The sequence below is a fragment of the Ensifer sp. PDNC004 genome, from assembly GCF_016919405.1.
GTDB lineage: Bacteria > Pseudomonadota > Alphaproteobacteria > Rhizobiales > Rhizobiaceae > Ensifer.
In genome coordinates this window covers 3,547,073-3,564,558 of sequence record NZ_CP070353.1, presented here as the reverse complement: position 1 = coordinate 3,564,558, position 17,486 = coordinate 3,547,073, and the positions used below count along the sequence as shown (strand labels likewise).

Sequence of the window (17,486 nt, the reverse complement as noted above, 5' to 3'; positions counted from 1 at the left end):
AGCCGACGTCCATGAAGGACCAGATGAAAGAACTCGAACCGTTGGAACTGCGTTGCCTGACGCTCGCCGCCCGCGGCCGCACGCGCCAGGACATGATGCGCGAAACCGATATTCCCCTCGACCGGATCGACCGGGCGCTGGAAGACGCCATGCGCAAGCTGCAGGCCGGCAATCTGGCCGAAGCCGTCTTTCGTGCCGCAAGGCTCGATCTCATCTCGTAAGGATTGGCGCGGGGACTGCCTAGAGCATCCAGTGCGACCGATAGACCGCCTGCTCCAACATCCGCTCCCGCCGTCGAAGGTCGAAGTCGACTGCCGGGATCCCGGCGTCGCGCAGCAGCAGCGGCCTGTCCGCCGGCACCTCGGCAGGCGCCTCGACAAGCAGCAAATCGGCGGCCCATCGCCTTGCCCTGCGTCGGGCGGCAGCGAACGTGTCGGAAAAGGCGAGAACGGCAAGTACGCTCATGGCAGGGACTCGGGCCTAGGATGATCTGACAGAACGATCTTCGTCCTCGCATTGACATTTGACAAACGAATTGCAAGCATGACTGTCATCAGAAATTCTGATGGTTGACGCCATGCCCCTCCCGCTTGATAGCGATCTGCTCAGAACCTTTCTCGCAGTTGTCGATACCAGCAGCGTCACGCGCGCCGCAGACATCGTCGGGCGTACCCAGTCGGCCGTCAGCATGCAGATCAGGAAGCTCGAGGATGTGCTCGGCGACGCCCTGTTCGAGCGCCATTCGCGCGGTGTGGTGCTGACTCCGCAAGGACTGCGGCTCGTCGACAATGCCAGGCGCATCGTCACCCTGCTCGACGACACCGCCGCCGCGCTGCGTCAGCCGGCGCTCGACGGCGCCGTTCGGATCGGGCTGCCCGAGGAATACATCAACTCGACCTTGCCGAAAGCGCTGGGGAGTTTCGCGGCCATCCACCCGGGCGTCGAAGTGACCGTGCAGCAGGGCGCCTCGATGACCAATGTCGCGGCACTGGAGGCGGGAGAGATCGACCTTGCCGTCGTCTTCGAGCCCGGCGGAAAGACGAGGAACGAGGTGCTGATGATGGATCCGACCGTCTGGGTGACGTCGGAGCAGCACCGGACCGACGAGCGCCGTCCGGTACCGATCGCGACCTATACCTATCTTGAAGGCGGCTGGTGCGACGACCTTGCCCAGCGCAATTTGAGGAAATGCCGCATCGACAACCGCGTCGCCTATGTCAGCCGCACCAGCGGTGGCCTGATGGCGGCGGTGGTGTCCGGCCTTGCCATCGCGCCACTTGCCCGCAGCAGCATCCCGTCCGGCTGCCGCGAACTGACGGCCGATGACGGCTACACCGTGATCGACCACTCGAATGTCGTGCTGCGGATTTCAAAGGCCGGGAACGGCAAGGACCGGATCGTCGAGGCCATGGCCGACGCCATCCGCCGGGCTTTTGCCGGGGACTGAGCGAGCAGTCGAAAGGAGGGAGAAGTGCGATCCACACAACCGATGGATATTTTACGATCCCGGGTGCCTACAAAGTAGGTGGGCGCCATGTGTCCGAACCCACGGGTCCGGACAGGGACAGCTCCCTTAGGATCGAGTATGGCCCCGGGGATTGTGGTTCCTGTCGGGGAGCGCAGACCGCATTCGATATATAAAGTGTCTCGGTGCTTCGCGCCAGTGGCTCGCCGACGAAACCTTGTCAGCTCGACGGCGTCGTGGGGCGGCCGTTCAGCTTGGCGGCGATACCGTGGATCTGCTGGGTCACTTCGCTGAGCGCCGAGGCCAGCGCCTCCTCGTTCTTCAGCTGATCCGAAAGCGCGGCGTCGCGCCCATTCGTCAGGTTGCCGACCTCGGCTTCGAGGTTCTTCAGCCGGCGATTGACCTCGCTGAGCTCGTCCATGACCATGATGCCGGCCATGACGGTCAGGCGCAGATCGCCGATCTCGCCAAACTGGGTCTTGAGGTGTCCGACATACTGATCGAAATTGGTGGCAAGCTCGATCAGATGATCTTCCTGCCCTTCCTCGCAGGCCATGCGATAGGCCTTGCCGTCGATCGAAACTGTCACCTGCGCCATGTCGCTTGTTCCTAGCGGTCGAGCACCGCCCGAATGGTTTCCATCGCCGTCACGAGGCGACGGGAAACCTCACGGTTGACCTCCTCGAGCCGGTTTGCCCGGAACTGCGACTGATCGAGTTCCTGCGCCAGTCGCGACCGGTCGGTGTTGACGCGTCGCACCTCGCCCTCGAACTCGCTGAAGTCCCGCTCCCTGTCAAACCGACCGTCGATCGCATTCTCCAGGGATTGCACTGCGTTTCGCAGTTCGTCGATCGCCGCTTTGACAGTCTTTGCCGGCATGTGTTCCGAATACCTCGCCCATGAGGCCGAATCGCCCGAATCCCGTCCGCCGCTTCGGCTCGATCTTTTTTAAACCTATTACGTAAGTCTCAACAATGCCAAGTACGGCAAACAACAGCGGAAGCTGTGGATGGATTGCGTAGCCGGCTTTCTTCAACGGCAGTGCGGTAGGCTTGTTGCATTGCGGAACAAGCACCGCGGCGGGGGCCGGAGCAACCTGCCGTCAAATGGCCGCGGAAGGCCCGTATTTGTTGACTCGCACGGCGCACCTGCTATGTGTCAGCCGCTTCTTGCGCGGTCTTTGGAGGATAGAGACCGTTCCCTGACCACCGAACGCAAACGGAACAGTCATGATCTCTCGCGAAAAACACGACCGGATGGCAAATGCGATCCGTTTCCTCTCCATGGATGCCGTCGAGAAGGCAAATTCCGGCCACCCTGGCCTGCCCATGGGTGCAGCCGACATAGCGACAGTCCTCTTTACGCGCTATCTGAGCTTTGACCCCAAGAATCCGTCCTGGCCAAACCGCGACCGCTTCGTGCTGTCGGCCGGCCACGGCTCGATGCTGCTCTATTCGCTGCTCTATTTGACGGGCTACGAAGACATCTCCATCGACGAGATCAAGAACTTCCGCCAGCTCGGCGCCCGCACCGCCGGCCACCCGGAATACGGCCACGCCGCCGGCATCGAGACGACCACCGGTCCGCTCGGCCAGGGCATTGCCAACGCCGTCGGCATGGCGATCGCAGAGCGCAAGCTGCGTGACGAATTCGGCTCCGACCTGATGGAGCACTATACCTACGTGCTCGCCGGTGACGGCTGCCTCATGGAAGGCATCAGCCAGGAAGCGATTTCGCTCGCCGGCCACCTGAAGCTCAACAAGCTGATCGTCTTCTGGGACGACAACAACATCTCGATCGACGGCCCGATCTCGATCGCCGACTCGACCGACCAGCACGCCCGCTTCCGCGCCTCCAACTGGAACACCATTGCCGTCGACGGCCATGATCCGGACGCGATCGCCGCTGCGATCGACCAGGCGCAGAAGTCCGACAAGCCGACCATGATCGCGGCTAAGACGACGATCGGTTTCGGCGCACCGAACAAGGCCGGCACCCACAAGGTTCACGGCTCGCCGCTCGGCGCCGAGGAAATCGCCGCCACCCGCAAGGCGCTCGGCTGGGAAGCCGAAGCTTTCGTCGTTCCCTCCGACGTGCTCGACGCCTGGCGTCTGGCCGGCCTGCGCTCCACCAAGGCGCGCAAGGAGTGGGAAGACCGTCTTGAAAAGAGCGAGGCCGAGAAGAAGGCCCAGTTCGTTCGCCGCTTCTCCGGCGAACTCGAAGGCCGCCTCTCCTCGGCCATCGACGACTACAAGAAGAAGCTCGCCGAAACCAAGCCGTCGCCGGCAACCCGCAAGGCTTCCGAGGACGCGCTCGAAGTCATCAACGGCGTTCTGGCCGAAACCATCGGCGGCTCGGCTGACCTGACCGGCTCGAACAACACCAAGACGAGCCAGACCAAGTCGATCACCCCTGACGACTTCTCCGGCCGCTACATCCATTGGGGCGTTCGCGAGCACGGCATGGCCGCTGCCATGAACGGCATGGCGCTGCATGGCGGCGTCATCCCCTATTCCGGTGGCTTCCTGATCTTCTCGGACTACTGCCGTCCGTCGATCCGCCTGGCTGCCCTGATGGGCATCCGCGTCATCCACGTGCTAACGCACGATTCCATCGGCCTTGGCGAAGACGGCCCGACGCACCAGCCGGTCGAGCACATGGCAGCGCTGCGCGCCATCCCGAACCTGTTGATGTTCCGCCCGGCCGACGCCACGGAAACGGCCGAGTGCTGGCAGCTGGCGCTCGAAAGCCACAACCGTCCGTCCGGCATCGCGCTGACGCGCCAGAACCTGATGGCCGTTCGCACCGAGTACGAAGAAGAGAACCTGTGCGCCCGCGGCGCCTACGACCTGATCTCGGCCGCCGACGCCAAGGTCACGATCTTCGCCACCGGCTCGGAAGTCGAAATCGCCGTCAAGGCCTGCCAGACGCTGACCGCCAAGGGCATCTCGACCCGCGTCGTCTCCGTTCCCTGCTTCGAGCTTTTCGCCGAGCAGAGCGAAGACTACCAGCAGGCGATCATCGGCAACTCGCCGGTCAAGATCGCCGTCGAAGCCGGCATCCGTCAGGGCTGGGATCACTTCATCGGCAGCGATGGCACCTTCATCGGCATGTCGAGCTTCGGCGCTTCCGGCCCCTATAAGGAGCTTTACAAGCACTTCGGCATCACGCCTGAGGCGGTGGTTGCCGCCGCGGAAACGAAGCTCGCCTGATCAATCTGCGGGGCGCGCCGAAAGGTGCGCCCCGCTTTTTTCGTACCACGTCAGTCAGACAGGGAGAGACCCATGACAGTGAAAGTCGCCATCAACGGTTTTGGCCGCATCGGCCGCAACGTGCTCCGCGCCATCGTCGAATCCGGCCGCACCGACATCGAAGTCGTTGCGATCAACGACCTCGGCCCCGTTGAGACCAACGCTCACCTGCTGCGCTATGACTCGATCCACGGTCGCTTCCCGGCCGAGGTCAAGGTCGAAGGCGACACGATCACCATCAACGGCGGCAAGCCGATCAAGGTGACCGCGATCAAGGATCCGGCAACGCTGCCGCACAAGGAACTCGGCATCGACATCGCGATGGAATGCACCGGCATCTTCACCGCGCGCGACAAGGCTGCAGCCCACCTGACGGCCGGCGCCAAGCGCGTCATCGTCTCGGCCCCGGCCGACGGCGCCGACCTGACGGTCGTCTACGGTGTCAACCACGACCAGCTGACCAAGGACCACCTGGTCATCTCCAACGCATCCTGCACGACGAACTGCCTGGTTCCGGTCGTCAAGGTCCTGAACGATACCATCGGCATCAGCCACGGCTTCATGACCACGATCCACTCCTACACCAACGACCAGCCGTCGCTCGACCAGATGCACAAGGATCTGTACCGCGCCCGCGCTGCCGCTCTGTCGATGATCCCGACCTCGACCGGTGCCGCCAAGGCCGTTGGCCTGGTTCTGCCGGAACTGAAGGGCAAGCTCGACGGCACGTCGATCCGCGTCCCGACCCCGAACGTCTCCGTCGTCGACTTCAAGTTCGTCGCCAAGCGCAACACCTCGGTCGAGGAAATCACCAACGCCATCAAGGCCGCCTCCAACGGCGCGCTCAAGGGCGTTCTGGGCTACACGGAAGAGCCGCTCGTTTCGCGCGACTTCAACCATGACAGCCACTCCTCGATCTTCGCGATCGACCAGACCAAGGTCGTCGAAGGCAACTTCGTGCGTATCCTCACCTGGTACGACAACGAGTGGGGCTTCTCGAACCGCATGGCCGACACGGCGGTCGCGTTCGCCAAGCTCATCTAAGACAGATGTTTCGCGCCCTCTCCTCAACGACGGTCCGCTGGCGTCCGCTGGAAGGGGAAGGGCTCGAACACCTGACGCTGACAAAAATCGACACCACCGACGGCGCGGTCATCCGCGCCGTCGGCGTTCTGATCGGCAGCCGCGGCGGCACGCCCTATGGCGCGCGCTACCGGATCGACTGCGACGACAGCTGGCACGTGCGCAAGCTGATGGTCGACACGACAGACGGCCGCAGCCTGCACCTGCGCTCGGACATTCCGGGCGAATGGGCAACGGCACGCGGCACGCCCCTCCCCGAATTCGACGGCTGTATCGATATCGACCTCGCGGGAACGCCCTTCACCAACACGCTGCCGATCCGCCGCCTCGGGCTTGTGAGCCAGTCCGGCACCGCCAGACTGAAGATGCTCTACGTGCCCTTCGACACGTTTCAGCCTGTTGTGGACGGCCAGCACTACACCTGCCTCGATGATTTCAGGCTCTATCGCTACGAGGCCGAGGACCGCAGTTTTGCCGCGGAACTGCCCGTAGACGAGGACGGCCTCGTCATCGACTACCCCACCCTTTTCCAAAGACTATCACCGGAGACTATCTGATGACTTTCAAGACCCTCGACGATCTGACCGACATCGCCGGCAAGCGCGTTCTGGTGCGCGTCGATCTCAACGTGCCGGTCAAGGACGGCGTGGTCACCGACGCGACCCGCATCGAGCGCGTCGCGCCGACCATCCGCGAGCTGTCCGAGAAGGGCGCCAAGGTCATCCTGCTCGCCCATTTCGGCCGCCCGAAGGGTGAACCGGTCGCCGACATGTCGCTGAAGACGATCGCTCCGGCCGTCGAGGACGTGCTCGACCAGCGCGTTCATTTCGGCGCCGACTGCATCGGCGACAAGGCCAAGAACGCGATCGCCGACATGAGCGACGGCGACGTGCTGCTCTTGGAAAACACCCGCTTCCACAAGGGCGAGGAAAAGAACGAGGCCGAGTTTGTCAAGGCGCTTGCCGCCAATGGCGACATCTACGTCAACGACGCCTTCTCGGCCGCCCACCGCGCCCATGCCTCGACGGAAGGTCTTGCCCATCACCTGCCGGCCTATGCCGGCCGCACCATGCAGGCCGAACTCGAAGCGCTGGAAAAGGGCCTCGGCCAGCCGAAGCGGCCGGTCGTTGCCATCGTCGGCGGCGCCAAGGTCTCGACCAAGATCGACCTGTTGCAGAACCTCGTGACAAAGGTCGATGCGCTCGTCATCGGCGGCGGCATGGCCAACACCTTCATCGCCGCCAAGGGCATCAATGTCGGCAAGTCGCTCTGCGAGCATGACCTCGCCGACACCGCCCGGGCGATCATCGCCGCTGCCGACAAGGCCGGCTGCGCCATCGTGCTGCCGGAAGACGGCGTCATTGCCCGCGAGTTCAAGGCCGGCGCCGACAACGAAGTGGTCGACATCAACGCCATTCCGGCCGATGCCATGGTTCTCGACGTCGGCCCGAAGTCGATCGCGGCCGTCAATGACTGGATCTCCAAGGCCGAAACGCTGGTCTGGAACGGTCCGCTCGGCGCCTTCGAAATCGCGCCTTTCGACAAGGCCACCGTTGCCGTTGCCAAGCATGCGGCTGCCCGCACCCGTCAGGGTTCACTGGTCTCGGTTGCCGGCGGTGGTGATACCGTCGCGGCGCTGAACCATGCCGAAGTCGCCGACGATTTCAGCTACGTCTCGACCGCCGGCGGCGCGTTCCTGGAGTGGATGGAAGGCAAGCCGCTCCCGGGCGTCGATATCCTGAAGCAGAAGTAAGACATACAACCGGCGCGTGGGAAGCACTCTCACGCGCCGGCAATCAAGAAAAAACCTTATTTATTCAAACGATTAAAAAAATTTTAAATCGTTTCAGTCGATTTTCTCGCCATTTTCCTGGACAATTTCACCTGTTACTCGCGCTCCTGTTGGGAGCGTGGCGGTTGCCCCGCGCACCGTCGGCCCTGCAACTGTTTCAGTGTTCGCCTGATCCTCACGATCGGCGCTGTCTAGGGAGAGAAAAAGCATGACGGAAAAACTGGAAGACATCGCCGTCGCCATGGTCGCCAATGGCCGCGGGCTGCTTGCCGCCGACGAGTCCACGGCAACGATCAAGAAGCGCTTCGATACGATCGGCCTCGAATCCACCGAGACCTCCAGGCGCGATTACCGCGAGATGCTGCTGCGCGCCGAAAAGGCGATGCGCAAATACATCTCCGGCGTCATCCTCTACGAGGAAACCCTGTTCCAGCATGCGGTCGACGGCACGCCGCTCGTCGACATCATCCGGGCCGCCGGCGCGATCCCCGGCATCAAGGTCGATGCGGGCGCCAAGCCGATGACCAACTTCCCGGCCGAAACGATCACCGAAGGGCTCGACGGCCTTGCCCAGCGGCTGGCTAGATATCACGAGGCCGGCGCACGCTTTGCCAAGTGGCGCGGCGTCGTCTCCATCTCCGATACGCTGCCCACCGCCGGTGCGGTGCGCGCCAATGCCCATGCGCTCGCCCGCTATGCCGCCCTTTGCCAGGACGCCGGCATCGTGCCGATCGTCGAGCCGGAAGTGCTGATGGACGGCGCGCCGGGCGACCACTCGATCGATCGCTCCGAACAGGTGACCGAGTGGACGCTGCGGACCACCTTCGAGGAACTGGCGGCCATGCGCGTCAAGCTCGAAGGCATGATCCTGAAGCCAAGCATGGTGATCGACGGCAAGAAGGCCCGCAATGCCTCCGTCGCCGAAGTGGCCGAGCGCACCATCCGGGTACTGAAGCGCACGGTGCCTTCGGCTGTACCGGGCATCGCCTTCCTCTCCGGCGGCCAGTCGACCGAGGAGGCGACCGCCCACCTCTCGGCAATGAACGCCAGCCACGACCTGCCCTGGAAGCTCACCTTCTCCTATGGCCGCGCCCTGCAGCAGGAAGCGCTGACTGCCTGGCACGGCAAGGCCGACAACATCGGCGCCGGCCAACGCGCCTTTGCCCATCGCGCCGAGATGTGCAGCTTGGCGGCGAAGGGAACGTGGAAGAAGGAACTCGAGAAGGCCGCCTGAGCCAGGTTGACCGCATAGGAGGGGCCGCTGTCGGCCCCTTTTCATTGCAAAGGCTTGACGCCTGCAACGCGACGGCTTCGTCGGCGCTGTGGAACTTGTCACCCGGACAAGTTCGGGCCTTTGTGCGGTGTGTCGGCTGTCTTAAGCCTTGACTTCAGAGCCGACACGATGAGCGCCAGCGGCGCTCCACCAGCGAAAGCCACGACCATGACCTCAGACTCCGCGCCGAAATCCGTTGACTATGTCACCGTCGACGTCTTCACCGACGAGCGCTTTGCCGGCAACCAGTTGGCGGTCATGTCCGACGCCCGCGGCTTGAGCGATCGCCAGATGCAGGCGATCGCGACCGAATTCGGCTATTCCGAAGTCACCTTCGTGCTGCCGCCGCGCGACCCTGCGAACACCGCAGAAGTCCGGATCTTCACGCCGACGACCGAGATCCCCTTTGCCGGCCATCCCAATGTCGGCACGGCCTTCGTGCTCGGCCGGCAAAAGGAAATCTTCGGCCGCGCGCCCGGCGAAATCCTGCGTTTCGAGGAAAAGGCCGGCCTCGTCGAGGCCACGTTGCTGCGGGAAGACGGTGTTGTCGGCGGCGCCACCATCGTCGTACCGCGCAGCCTGACCGTCGGCCCAGAATTCGACGCCGACACCATCGCGGCCTGCGCATCGCTCGCGCCTGAAGCCGTCAGCAGACGCGTGCACGCACCGAGCCGGCTTTCCGTCGGCCTGCCCTTCGCCGTCGCCGAAATCATGGATGTCGCGACGCTGTCGTCCGCCCAACCCAATGTCACCGCCTTCCAGGCGGCCAATGCCCGCTACAAACCCGACGAAGACAGTTTCAGCCTGTTCCTCTACGCTCGCTCGGAGGAAGCGCCCTGGCAGATCCGGGCGCGCATGTTCGCACCGCTCGACAATGTCAATGAAGACCCGGCTACCGGCAGCGCCTCGGCAGCGCTTTCCGCCTATCTCGTCTCGCTCGTCCCGGAGCAGGATATCGATGTCGAGATCACCATCGAGCAGGGTGTGGAGATGGGGCGTCGCAGCCTCATCGGCGCGCATGTCCGAAAGCAGGGTGGCGTCGTTCGCAAGGTCAGCCTTTCCGGCCATTGCGTCAGCGCCATGCGCGGCCTGATCGAGCTCTAGCGCTTTTCAACGCCTCAGGCGCGGTCGCGCTCCGGCAGAAGCTTCAAGATATCGGCAAACATATCCTGCCATTCGGCGTCTTCCATCTCGAGGAAGCCGAACCCCCGCAGCAGGAAGACGCCTTCCGTTGCGAGAAACACCATCCGCGCCCTGCGCCCCTCCTCCGTCGACAGGTCGAGACCATCGAGGCGGGCGCGATACCAGGCGCGGTTCTTCGCCATGTGCTCTTCCCGCTGCAGCAGTGCGGCCATCATGCCGGATGTGCGGGCATTGTCGGCCGTGTTCATCCGGGCGGTCACCGACGCATGGGCGCGCATTGCCTTGATCGGATCAGGATCGTCGCCACCCTCCGCCGCTACCGCGGCATCGAATTCATCGAACCAACGCTGCATCATCGCGTCGATCAGGCCGTCCTTGTTGCCGAAGCAGTATTGCACGCCGCCCTTGGTAATCCCGGAAGCCTTGGCGACGGCATCGATCGTCAGCCCGGCCGCGCCGACGGAATTCACCACCGCCTCCGCCGCATCCAGCACCTTGTCACGATCGATTGTTCGTCGTCGTCCCATCTTGACTTCCTATTTCAAATCCATACGTACGTATTCAAATAAACAACGACCCTGATTTAAACAAGGCCCAGCCCCCATTTCCCAGTGGCGGCCACCGAGGTGTACCATGCTTCCGCAAAATCGCTGGCTCATTCTAGCCATAGTATCGAGCGCACTTTTTCTGATCGTCGTCGACATGACGGTGCTCTATACCGCCCTGCCCCGTCTGACCCATGACCTCGGCGCCACCGCGTCGGAGAAGCTCTGGATCGTCAACGCCTATGCCCTGGTCGTCGCCGGCCTTCTGCCTGGCCTCGGCACGCTTGGCGACCGCCTCGGCCACAAGAAGCCCTTCATCGTCGGCCTTGCCGTCTTCGGTATCGCCTCGCTGATCGCCGCCTATGCACCGACACCGGCGATCCTGATCGGTGGTCGCGTCCTGCTCGCCGTCGGCGCCGCTCTCATGATGCCGGCGACACTGTCGATCATCCGGCTGACCTTCACCGACGAACGGGAACGGTCGCTGGCGATCGGCGTATGGGCGGCGATCGCGTCCGGCGGCGCGGCGATCGGCCCGGTGCTTGGCGGTTTCCTGCTCGAATACTTTTGGTGGGGCTCGGTCTTCCTCATCAACGTGCCGGTCGTCGCGATCGCCCTCCTGCTCGGCCTCGTCGTGCTGCCAAACAACGCCGGCAATCCGAAACACCCCTGGGACGCAATCGGTTCGCTGCAAATCATGGTCGGTCTCATCGGCCTGGCCTATGCCGTCAAGGAAACAAGCAAGCGCGAGCCGTCGCTGGAAGCGGGCCTTGCTGCCGCCGTGATCGGTGCGATCGCACTCTTTCTCTTCGTGCGTCGCCAGCGCCGCAGTCCGCATCCGCTGATCGATTTCAGCCTCTTCCGCAATGCGGTGTTTTCCTCCGGCGTCGCCGCCGCACTGGTGGCATCCGCCTCCATCGTCGGCATCGAACTGGTGCTGAGCCAGCAGTTGCAGCTGGTCGAGGGCTTTTCGCCGCTCGAGGCCGGCTTCTTCATCCTGCCGATCCCGCTCGCCGCTTTCGTCGCCGGGCCGCTGACCGGTACGCTGCTGCCGCGCCTCGGCGCCGAAGTGGTGCTGCGCTCCGGCCTCATCCTGGCGGCGCTCGGCCTCGGCGGCTATCTGCTCGTCCATGAAACCGGAGCGCTCGCCCAGGTCGCCACCCTCGTGGTTCTCGGCCTCGGCATCGGTGCGTCCATGACCGCCGCCTCCAGCGCCATCATGTTCAACGCCCCGCCGGAACGGGCCGGCATGGCAGCATCGATCGAGGAGGTCTCGTTCGAGCTTGGCGGCGCGGTCGGCATTGCCGTGCTCGGCACCGTCATGTCGGTCGTCTACACCGCCTTCCTCGTCCTGCCGGAGGGGGCTGCGATCCCGGCGATGGCACGCGACAGTCTCGACGAAGCCCTGCTTCTCGCCGAGAAGCTGCCGGCGGATGTGGCGAGCGAACTGGTGACCCGTGCCCGCCTCTCCTTCGAAGGCGCGTTTACCGCGGTCGTGATGGTGGCGACAGCCATGCTGTTCGTGACCGGAGCGGCCATCTGGTGGCTGACCGCCGGGCGGGTCAGCGCCCCTCAGGGATCCCGCCAGGCGGGTCCCCACTAAGCAACTGCGAGCCGCCGGATGGCAACGACTGTCCGGCGGTTCAGCGCAATCCGGCCTCGCATTTTGCGATCGCCTCGACCATCGCCTGGAAACGGACATGGTGGCGAACGGCGTCGAGGTCTGAATCTTGCTTGAACCAGAGCAGCTGGTAGCAGGAGCTCTGCGGCAGCAAGGTCTCGAGAAGATCGAGCGCCGCATCGATATCGCCGAGGATGCAATAGACACAGGCCGTGTTGTAACGGGCGACCACGTCATCGGGATCGATCGCCAGCGCCCGCGCTGCCCATTCCCGCGCACGGTCGGCCTCGCCCATATGGGCAAGCGCCAGCGCGCCGCGATGGGCCGGGCCCGAGTTTTCCGGATTGAGTTCCAGCGCCCTCTCCGCCCGGGCAATGCCGATGCGCGCCCACTGCTTGCGTTCGCTGTCGCGGCCGAGCGTGCGATAGGCGCTCATCAGGTGGATCGGTGACAGATAATCGTCCGGTCGGATGTCCGCGGCACGCTTGAAGAACTGGATCGCCATTTCGAACGCGCCCTGCATGAACAGGAAGCGGCCATAATGGAAGTTCGCCTCGTAGAGCCCGGCATCGAGCGTCAGCGCCTGCTCGAAGGCGGCAACCGCCTCCTCGCATTGGCCGTCCTGGTGAAGCACCAGACCACGGGATGCGTGTGCCTCCGCGAGGTCTGGATCGAGCGCCAGCGCCCTGTCGGTGATGGACAGGATGCTTTGCAGCGGAAACTCGTCCTCGTGCCAGTCACGCAGCGCCGACTCGCAATCGGCGATGCCGGCATAGGCCCGGGCAAAATCCGGATCGAGTTCCACCGCCTTCATGAACATGCGCCGGGCGAGCAGGAGATAGGAGCGAGTCCAGGCATGCGAAAACTGCCGGCCGCGCAGATAGTAGGTGTAGGCCTCGACACTTGTCGTCGGGTCGCTCTCGATCGCCCGCCTTTCCGCCGGCAACAGCTTGATCTTCAGCTGGTCGACGATCGCATGGGTGATTTCGTCCTGGATGGCGAAGATGTCGGTCAGGTCCCGGTCGTAGCGATCGGCCCAGAGATGCGTGCCGGTCAGCGCATCGATCAACTGGCCGGTGATGCGCACCCGCGCGCCCGCCTTGCGTACGCTGCCTTCGAGGATGTAGCGGACACCGAGTTCCTGGGCCACCTGCTTCACCTTCACCGATCGCCCCTTGTAGGTGAACACCGTGTTGCGGGCGACGACGTGCAGCTTCGATATCTTCGAAAGATCGGTGATGATGTCTTCGGTGATGCCGTCGGAGAAGTACTCCTGCTCGGGATCGTGGCTCATATTGGTGAAGGGCAGTACGCCGACCGAGAGCCCGTAGCCATCGTCGAGCACCACCGGACACGATCCGCTCGGCGCCGACGCCACCTTGGTCGGTGCACCGAGCGCCACCGAATAGACATGCACGCCGGCGGCGATGTTCTTCAGCGTGTGTTCGCCCTTGTCGATGAAGCCAACATCGAGGCGCGCGCCGACATGGTCGCGCACGGAAGCCGAGACGGCGATGCCGGAGGGTTCGGCGAGGCCTTCGAGGCGCGCTGCGACATTGACGCCATCCCCGAAGATGTCGCCATCCTCGACGATGATGTCGCCAAGATGCACGCCGATCCTGAGTTCGATGCGTTTGAGCGGCGAAACGCTTTCATTGCGCAGCAGCATGCCACGCTGAATATCGACGGCGCAGGCGACCGCGTGCACGACGCTTGCAAATTCGACGAGGATGCCGTCGCCGGTGAGCTTGACGATGCGTCCCTTGTGACGGGTGATCTTCGGATCGACGAGTTCGCTCTTGTGCCGTTTCATGGCGGCCAGCGTGCCGGTTTCGTCAGCGCCGATCAGGCGACTGTACCCCACGACATCGGCAGCGAGAATGGCGGCAAGCCGGCGTTCCAAGAAACCCTCGAAGTCATCTCCCGAATGAGGCTCGCACTTTAGCGCTTTCTTTCCCATCTGTCCTGCGCCCTTTTCTGGTTGAAACGACAGGTTTCGCAACCAAGGTAGCGGTGAGCCGCAGGCGATGGAGTTCCAAAGGTAACGGGGAGTTGCGGCGCGGCGGCCGGATCAGGGACGGATCAACACCGTCACCATCATCATCACGATGGCGAAGACCGCGATCTTCCAGAAATCGCGACGGCGGCGCAGCCCCGGAATGCCGATCGGCCAGAGGAGCTGAATGGCCATGATCAGAAGCAGAAAAAGGGCGATCGCCTTCTGCATGTTGCCCTCGTCTACCGGGAGGCTGCCTCGACCGGTGAAGCGTTCGCAACACCGGCACTCTTCGTCGCACGCAGCACCGCCTCCCCCGAGGACGAGCGATACGTTGCGCCTAGCAAAAAGGGCTAGTGTTTCCGCGGGCGATTTGCAATGACCGGCCGCCGCATGTTGCGTCATTCATCTCCGATCGAAGGACAAAACCTGCGGCAACGCCAGGCGCTGCAATCACAAACCGGCTGGCAATTCACCAGGCACCGCCCTAACTTGCTGACGGCAGAACGAATTTCGGATGAATGATGAGAAAGAACCTGCTCCCTGTCGCCGCCCTCCTGCTTGGCACGCTGTTTCTCTTTCTGGGCAATGGTCTGCAGGGGTTGCTTCTTCCGGTCCGCGGCACCGCTGAAGGTTATCCCACCACCATCCTCGGCCTGATCGGCACATCCTGGGCTGCCGGCTTTGTGCTCGGCTGCTTCTTTGCACCCACGGTCGTCAAGCGCATCGGCCACGTGCGCGCCTTCAGCGTCTTTGCATCGCTGATCGCGATCGTCGCGCTGCTCACCGGCATCCTGATCGACCCGACCTGGTGGCTGATCCTCAGGGCCCTGACCGGCTTTTCCACCGCCGGCACCTCGATGATCATCGAAAGCTGGCTGAACGAGCGCGCCACCAACGAGAGCCGCGGCGTCATCTTCTCGCTCTATATCGCCATCACGCTCTTCGGCGTCGTCGGCGGCCAGATGATGATCCCCTTCGGCGATACGTCCACCACCATCTTGTTCATGATCTGCGGCATCCTCTACTGCGTCGCCATGCTGCCGACGCTGATGTCCAAGGCCGCCTCGCCGCAGCCGCTGAAGAAGGTGAGCCTCGACCTGCGCGGCCTTTATCGCAACTCGCCGGTTTCCTTCCTCGGCATCCTGCTCGTCGGCATCGCCAATGGCGCCTTCGGCACGCTCGGCGCCGTCTTCGGCCGCCAGGCGGGACTTTCCGACAGCACTGTCGCTGCCATGATGAGCGTAGCGATCTTTGCCGGCGCCGTCATGCAGTTGCCGGCCGGCCGGCTATCCGACCGCATCGACCGGCGCTACGTCCTTGCTGCCCTTGCCGGCATCGGCGCGATCGCCGGACTCCTCATCTTCCTGATCGAGCCGAGCCAGGTCTGGATCGTGCTGACGCTGATCGCGATCTACGGCGCTGCGGCCAACGCGCTCTATCCGATCGCCGTCTCGCACGCCAACGACTTCGCGACGGCCGAAGACTTCGTCAAGGTGTCCGGCGGCCTGCTGCTGCTCTATGGCATCGGCACCATCATCGGCCCGACGATCGGCGGCCCGGTCATGACGGCGGCGGGCCCCTACGGCCTGTTCATGATCACCGCCTGCGCCCATATTATGATCACGGCCTATGCCATCATCCGCAGCCGGATGCGCGCACCGGTTCCGGTCTCCGACCGCGACGCCTTCTCGCCGGTCAATGCCGGTGCGCCGACGACGCCGGAAAGCCTGCAGCTTTCGCCGCGCGCAGCCCCGTTCGAAGAAGCACACAACGAACCGGACAAGCGTCCGGAATGGGAGGATCAGTCGGATGAGCCTGTTTGACGACGACCGGCCACAGAAGAAGGTGGCCCATGAAATCGGCAGCGATCTCGCGCTGCTGTCCGTCGATGAGCTGACGCAGCGCATCGCGCTTCTGACCGAAGAGATCACTCGGCTGGAGGCGGAACGGACACGCAAATCCGCCAGCCGTTCGGCCGCCGAGAACCTGTTTCGCTGATCCGGCGGCGGAAGGTCGCACCGCAGCAAAACGGAGCGCGTTTAACGCAGCATTAAGCATTATCTGCGATTGTCAGGGCATCCGGAGCTTTCCGGTTTCAGACAATTTCTCCGACTGGCGAATGGGTCTGATTTTTCTCCCTGTTTTACCTTGAGAGCCGCTTTCCGCGGCTCTTTTTTTGTTTTGGCATAGGTTTATCTAAAGAACTGTGGAGATTAACCCTTTCTTAAGAATGCCCTTGCGCGAAATGCGCTATCGGATCATTCTTCAAGCATAGAGACGGGCAAGGATTTATTTCCCATAGCCGTCCCCTACCTGACTGTCGTGATGCGTTTGAACCAGGGAAAACAGGTCATGTCCGAGAGAGGATTGAATACGGTCAGTTTCGCAGGACACGCGGCGTCCTCGGCACAATTCAAGACACTCTATTCGGAAGGCATGGGACTGGTCGAAGAAACGGCCACCTATCTTGACGGACCCGGCCGCGCCGCTTCCAAGGTCCTGCCGCGCATGGCATCGGTGCTCTATGCAGCCGAATCCATGCGGCTGACCACCCGCCTGATGCAGATGGCCTCCTGGCTCCTGCTGCAGCGCGCCGTCAACAACGGCGAGATGAGCCGCGACCAGGTGATGTCGGAAAAGAGCAAGGTTCGCCTCGACAGCTTCAACGTCGACAAGTCCGCTCCGGGCTGGGCCGAGCTGCCGGAATCCTTCCGTGACCTGATCGAGCGGTCGCTGCGCCTGCAGAACCGCGTCGCCCTGCTCGACCGCGAAATCTATCGCCCGCACGAAGCGGCCGCGATCGTCCCGGACAACCAGAACGGCGTCAAGGCGCAGATCAAGCTGCTGCAGACGGCCTTCGGAACCAACTGACGCCGCGCGCAAAGAACAAATCTGAGAAACCAAACCCGCCGCTACAGCAATTGCAGGCGGGTTTTTCTTTGCGACCGGCAGCGGCGGCGGCCGCCCCTCGTCATCGACAAACAGCGACTTATCGGACATGATCCTCACCGAAGCCGACTTGGCTCCCTTCCGCGACGCGAACGGGCTTGCACATCTGGAACCACTTCCCCGGTTCCTCGAGAGCGCTGCGACGCTACTCAGCCCCGGACGCGTCATCCTGCCAAGCCAGATGTTGACCCCGACCCACAAAGCCTTCGAGACCGAATGGAACGCCTTCGATTCCGGCAGGCCGCGAGAGACGCTCCATGCGATCCCCGTCCTTGCCTTCCGACGGCACGTACCTGTTCTCAACCCAGCCGTGGAATGACGCGGGCTGGTCCATCAGTGCTCAGGATTCTATTGCCAGCAGATCA

General features: G+C 63.3%; 20 protein-coding genes and 1 other RNA gene. 14 read left to right on the top strand and 7 right to left on the bottom strand.

Translation table 11 applies throughout. The features are described 5' to 3' along the window. Positions 1-23 precede the first annotated feature (23 nt). Entirely contained in the window at positions 24-221 is a 198-nt protein-coding gene (locus JVX98_RS25415) for a transcriptional regulator (protein ID WP_234798710.1), read from the top strand. A 19-nt stretch (positions 222-240) separates the two neighbouring features. Here JVX98_RS25415 and JVX98_RS25410 read toward each other — a convergent pair whose 3' ends face one another. Further along, positions 241-465 (bottom strand): hypothetical protein, encoded by a 225-nt coding sequence (locus tag JVX98_RS25410; protein WP_192450705.1) that lies wholly within the window; start codon positions 463-465, stop codon positions 241-243. Positions 466-565: 100 nt separating this feature from the next. Between JVX98_RS25410 and JVX98_RS25405 the strand changes: the two genes are divergently transcribed. Continuing rightward, positions 566-1,447, top strand: a complete 882-nt coding sequence (locus JVX98_RS25405) for a LysR family transcriptional regulator (protein ID WP_246764952.1) — start codon at positions 566-568, stop codon at positions 1,445-1,447. Positions 1,448-1,471: 24 nt separating this feature from the next. Here the strand turns inward: JVX98_RS25405 and ssrS are convergent. The 3 genes from ssrS to JVX98_RS25390 form a co-directional block, all read right to left on the bottom strand. Continuing rightward, positions 1,472-1,629: non-coding RNA, 6S RNA (gene ssrS, locus JVX98_RS25400), on the bottom strand. 56 nt (positions 1,630-1,685) lie between these two features. Beyond that, positions 1,686-2,063 (bottom strand): cell division protein ZapA, encoded by a 378-nt coding sequence (locus tag JVX98_RS25395; RefSeq protein ID WP_034806187.1) that lies wholly within the window; start codon positions 2,061-2,063, stop codon positions 1,686-1,688. Positions 2,064-2,074: 11 nt separating this feature from the next. Further along, a complete protein-coding gene (locus tag JVX98_RS25390; RefSeq protein ID WP_034806184.1) occupies positions 2,075-2,344 on the bottom strand; it encodes a DUF4164 domain-containing protein in 270 nt (89 codons plus the stop codon). Positions 2,345-2,694: 350 nt separating this feature from the next. Between JVX98_RS25390 and tkt the strand changes: the two genes are divergently transcribed. The 6 genes from tkt to JVX98_RS25360 all read left to right on the top strand — a co-directional run bounded on the left by tkt (position 2,695) and on the right by JVX98_RS25360 (position 9,968). Continuing rightward, entirely contained in the window at positions 2,695-4,677 is a 1,983-nt protein-coding gene (gene tkt, locus JVX98_RS25385; protein WP_043625569.1) for a transketolase, read from the top strand. 72 nt (positions 4,678-4,749) lie between these two features. Continuing rightward, positions 4,750-5,760 carry a type I glyceraldehyde-3-phosphate dehydrogenase gene (gap, locus tag JVX98_RS25380; protein WP_034806178.1) on the top strand — a complete coding sequence of 337 codons (1,011 nt, stop codon included), beginning with the start codon at positions 4,750-4,752 and terminating at the stop codon, positions 5,758-5,760. Positions 5,761-5,765: 5 nt separating this feature from the next. Then, the gene (locus tag JVX98_RS25375; RefSeq protein ID WP_112985601.1) at positions 5,766-6,356 is read left to right on the top strand and encodes a putative glycolipid-binding domain-containing protein; all 591 of its coding nucleotides are present in this window, start codon (positions 5,766-5,768) and stop codon (positions 6,354-6,356) included. Next, a complete protein-coding gene (gene pgk, locus JVX98_RS25370; protein WP_192450708.1) occupies positions 6,356-7,552 on the top strand; it encodes a phosphoglycerate kinase in 1,197 nt (398 codons plus the stop codon). The genes JVX98_RS25375 and pgk overlap by 1 nt, the downstream gene beginning before the upstream one ends. A gap of 247 nt (positions 7,553-7,799) precedes the next feature. After that, on the top strand, positions 7,800-8,825 hold the full coding sequence (locus JVX98_RS25365) for a class I fructose-bisphosphate aldolase (RefSeq protein WP_205237840.1): 1,026 nt from the start codon (positions 7,800-7,802) through the stop codon (positions 8,823-8,825). 207 nt (positions 8,826-9,032) lie between these two features. Further along, positions 9,033-9,968 carry a PhzF family phenazine biosynthesis protein gene (locus JVX98_RS25360; RefSeq protein WP_205237838.1) on the top strand — a complete coding sequence of 312 codons (936 nt, stop codon included), beginning with the start codon at positions 9,033-9,035 and terminating at the stop codon, positions 9,966-9,968. A 14-nt stretch (positions 9,969-9,982) separates the two neighbouring features. Here the strand turns inward: JVX98_RS25360 and JVX98_RS25355 are convergent, their stop codons facing one another. After that, on the bottom strand, positions 9,983-10,534 hold the full coding sequence (locus tag JVX98_RS25355) for a TetR/AcrR family transcriptional regulator (RefSeq protein WP_205237836.1): 552 nt from the start codon (positions 10,532-10,534) through the stop codon (positions 9,983-9,985). A 106-nt stretch (positions 10,535-10,640) separates the two neighbouring features. On the opposite strand from JVX98_RS25355, the gene JVX98_RS25350 reads away from it, so the two are divergent. Continuing rightward, positions 10,641-12,155, top strand: a complete 1,515-nt coding sequence (locus tag JVX98_RS25350; protein ID WP_205237834.1) for an MFS transporter — start codon at positions 10,641-10,643, stop codon at positions 12,153-12,155. 40 nt (positions 12,156-12,195) lie between these two features. On the opposite strand, the gene JVX98_RS25345 is transcribed toward JVX98_RS25350, so the two are convergent. Together JVX98_RS25345 and JVX98_RS25340 are read right to left on the bottom strand one after the other, a co-directional pair. Continuing rightward, the gene (locus JVX98_RS25345; RefSeq protein ID WP_192450713.1) at positions 12,196-14,133 is read right to left on the bottom strand and encodes a tetratricopeptide repeat protein; all 1,938 of its coding nucleotides are present in this window, start codon (positions 14,131-14,133) and stop codon (positions 12,196-12,198) included. Positions 14,134-14,244: 111 nt separating this feature from the next. After that, complete coding sequence (locus JVX98_RS25340) at positions 14,245-14,400, bottom strand: hypothetical protein (protein WP_090299729.1); 156 nt, start codon at positions 14,398-14,400, stop codon at positions 14,245-14,247. Positions 14,401-14,547: 147 nt separating this feature from the next. On the opposite strand from JVX98_RS25340, the gene JVX98_RS25335 reads away from it, so the two are divergent. The 5 genes from JVX98_RS25335 to JVX98_RS25315 all read left to right on the top strand — a co-directional run bounded on the left by JVX98_RS25335 (position 14,548) and on the right by JVX98_RS25315 (position 17,440). Continuing rightward, the gene (locus JVX98_RS25335; protein WP_205237832.1) at positions 14,548-14,694 is read left to right on the top strand and encodes a hypothetical protein; all 147 of its coding nucleotides are present in this window, start codon (positions 14,548-14,550) and stop codon (positions 14,692-14,694) included. Further along, entirely contained in the window at positions 14,694-15,995 is a 1,302-nt protein-coding gene (locus JVX98_RS25330) for an MFS transporter (protein ID WP_205237831.1), read from the top strand. Before JVX98_RS25335 ends, JVX98_RS25330 begins: the two co-directional genes overlap by 1 nt. Further along, on the top strand, positions 15,982-16,170 hold the full coding sequence (locus JVX98_RS25325) for a DUF1192 domain-containing protein (RefSeq protein WP_043610601.1): 189 nt from the start codon (positions 15,982-15,984) through the stop codon (positions 16,168-16,170). The genes JVX98_RS25330 and JVX98_RS25325 overlap by 14 nt, the downstream gene beginning before the upstream one ends. Positions 16,171-16,524: 354 nt before the next feature. Continuing rightward, positions 16,525-17,043 carry a DUF1465 family protein gene (locus tag JVX98_RS25320; RefSeq protein WP_043610604.1) on the top strand — a complete coding sequence of 173 codons (519 nt, stop codon included), beginning with the start codon at positions 16,525-16,527 and terminating at the stop codon, positions 17,041-17,043. 127 nt (positions 17,044-17,170) lie between these two features. Beyond that, complete coding sequence (locus JVX98_RS25315; protein WP_205237830.1) at positions 17,171-17,440, top strand: hypothetical protein; 270 nt, start codon at positions 17,171-17,173, stop codon at positions 17,438-17,440. Positions 17,441-17,486: the final 46 nt, after the last annotated feature.

Bases quoted from the DNA above. Each gene is read 5' to 3' on its own strand.
- JVX98_RS25390 (WP_034806184.1), bottom strand. From the start codon at position 2,344: ATGCCGGCAAAGACTGTCAAAGCGGCGATCGACGAACTGCGAAACGCA.
- JVX98_RS25320 (WP_043610604.1), top strand. From the start codon at position 16,525: ATGTCCGAGAGAGGATTGAATACGGTCAGTTTCGCAGGACACGCGGCG.
- JVX98_RS25325 (WP_043610601.1), top strand. From the start codon at position 15,982: ATGAGCCTGTTTGACGACGACCGGCCACAGAAGAAGGTGGCCCATGAA.
- JVX98_RS25340 (WP_090299729.1), bottom strand. From the start codon at position 14,400: ATGCAGAAGGCGATCGCCCTTTTTCTGCTTCTGATCATGGCCATTCAG.
- JVX98_RS25415 (WP_234798710.1), top strand. From the start codon at position 24: ATGAAAGAACTCGAACCGTTGGAACTGCGTTGCCTGACGCTCGCCGCC.
- JVX98_RS25395 (WP_034806187.1), bottom strand. From the start codon at position 2,063: ATGGCGCAGGTGACAGTTTCGATCGACGGCAAGGCCTATCGCATGGCC.
- JVX98_RS25355 (WP_205237836.1), bottom strand. From the start codon at position 10,534: ATGGGACGACGACGAACAATCGATCGTGACAAGGTGCTGGATGCGGCG.
- tkt (WP_043625569.1), top strand. From the start codon at position 2,695: ATGATCTCTCGCGAAAAACACGACCGGATGGCAAATGCGATCCGTTTC.
- pgk (WP_192450708.1), top strand. From the start codon at position 6,356: ATGACTTTCAAGACCCTCGACGATCTGACCGACATCGCCGGCAAGCGC.
- JVX98_RS25375 (WP_112985601.1), top strand. From the start codon at position 5,766: ATGTTTCGCGCCCTCTCCTCAACGACGGTCCGCTGGCGTCCGCTGGAA.
- JVX98_RS25315 (WP_205237830.1), top strand. From the start codon at position 17,171: ATGATCCTCACCGAAGCCGACTTGGCTCCCTTCCGCGACGCGAACGGG.
- JVX98_RS25405 (WP_246764952.1), top strand. From the start codon at position 566: ATGGTTGACGCCATGCCCCTCCCGCTTGATAGCGATCTGCTCAGAACC.
- JVX98_RS25345 (WP_192450713.1), bottom strand. From the start codon at position 14,133: ATGGGAAAGAAAGCGCTAAAGTGCGAGCCTCATTCGGGAGATGACTTC.
- JVX98_RS25410 (WP_192450705.1), bottom strand. From the start codon at position 465: ATGAGCGTACTTGCCGTTCTCGCCTTTTCCGACACGTTCGCTGCCGCC.
- gap (WP_034806178.1), top strand. From the start codon at position 4,750: ATGACAGTGAAAGTCGCCATCAACGGTTTTGGCCGCATCGGCCGCAAC.
- JVX98_RS25360 (WP_205237838.1), top strand. From the start codon at position 9,033: ATGACCTCAGACTCCGCGCCGAAATCCGTTGACTATGTCACCGTCGAC.
- JVX98_RS25365 (WP_205237840.1), top strand. From the start codon at position 7,800: ATGACGGAAAAACTGGAAGACATCGCCGTCGCCATGGTCGCCAATGGC.
- JVX98_RS25330 (WP_205237831.1), top strand. From the start codon at position 14,694: ATGAGAAAGAACCTGCTCCCTGTCGCCGCCCTCCTGCTTGGCACGCTG.
- JVX98_RS25350 (WP_205237834.1), top strand. From the start codon at position 10,641: ATGCTTCCGCAAAATCGCTGGCTCATTCTAGCCATAGTATCGAGCGCA.
- JVX98_RS25335 (WP_205237832.1), top strand. From the start codon at position 14,548: ATGACCGGCCGCCGCATGTTGCGTCATTCATCTCCGATCGAAGGACAA.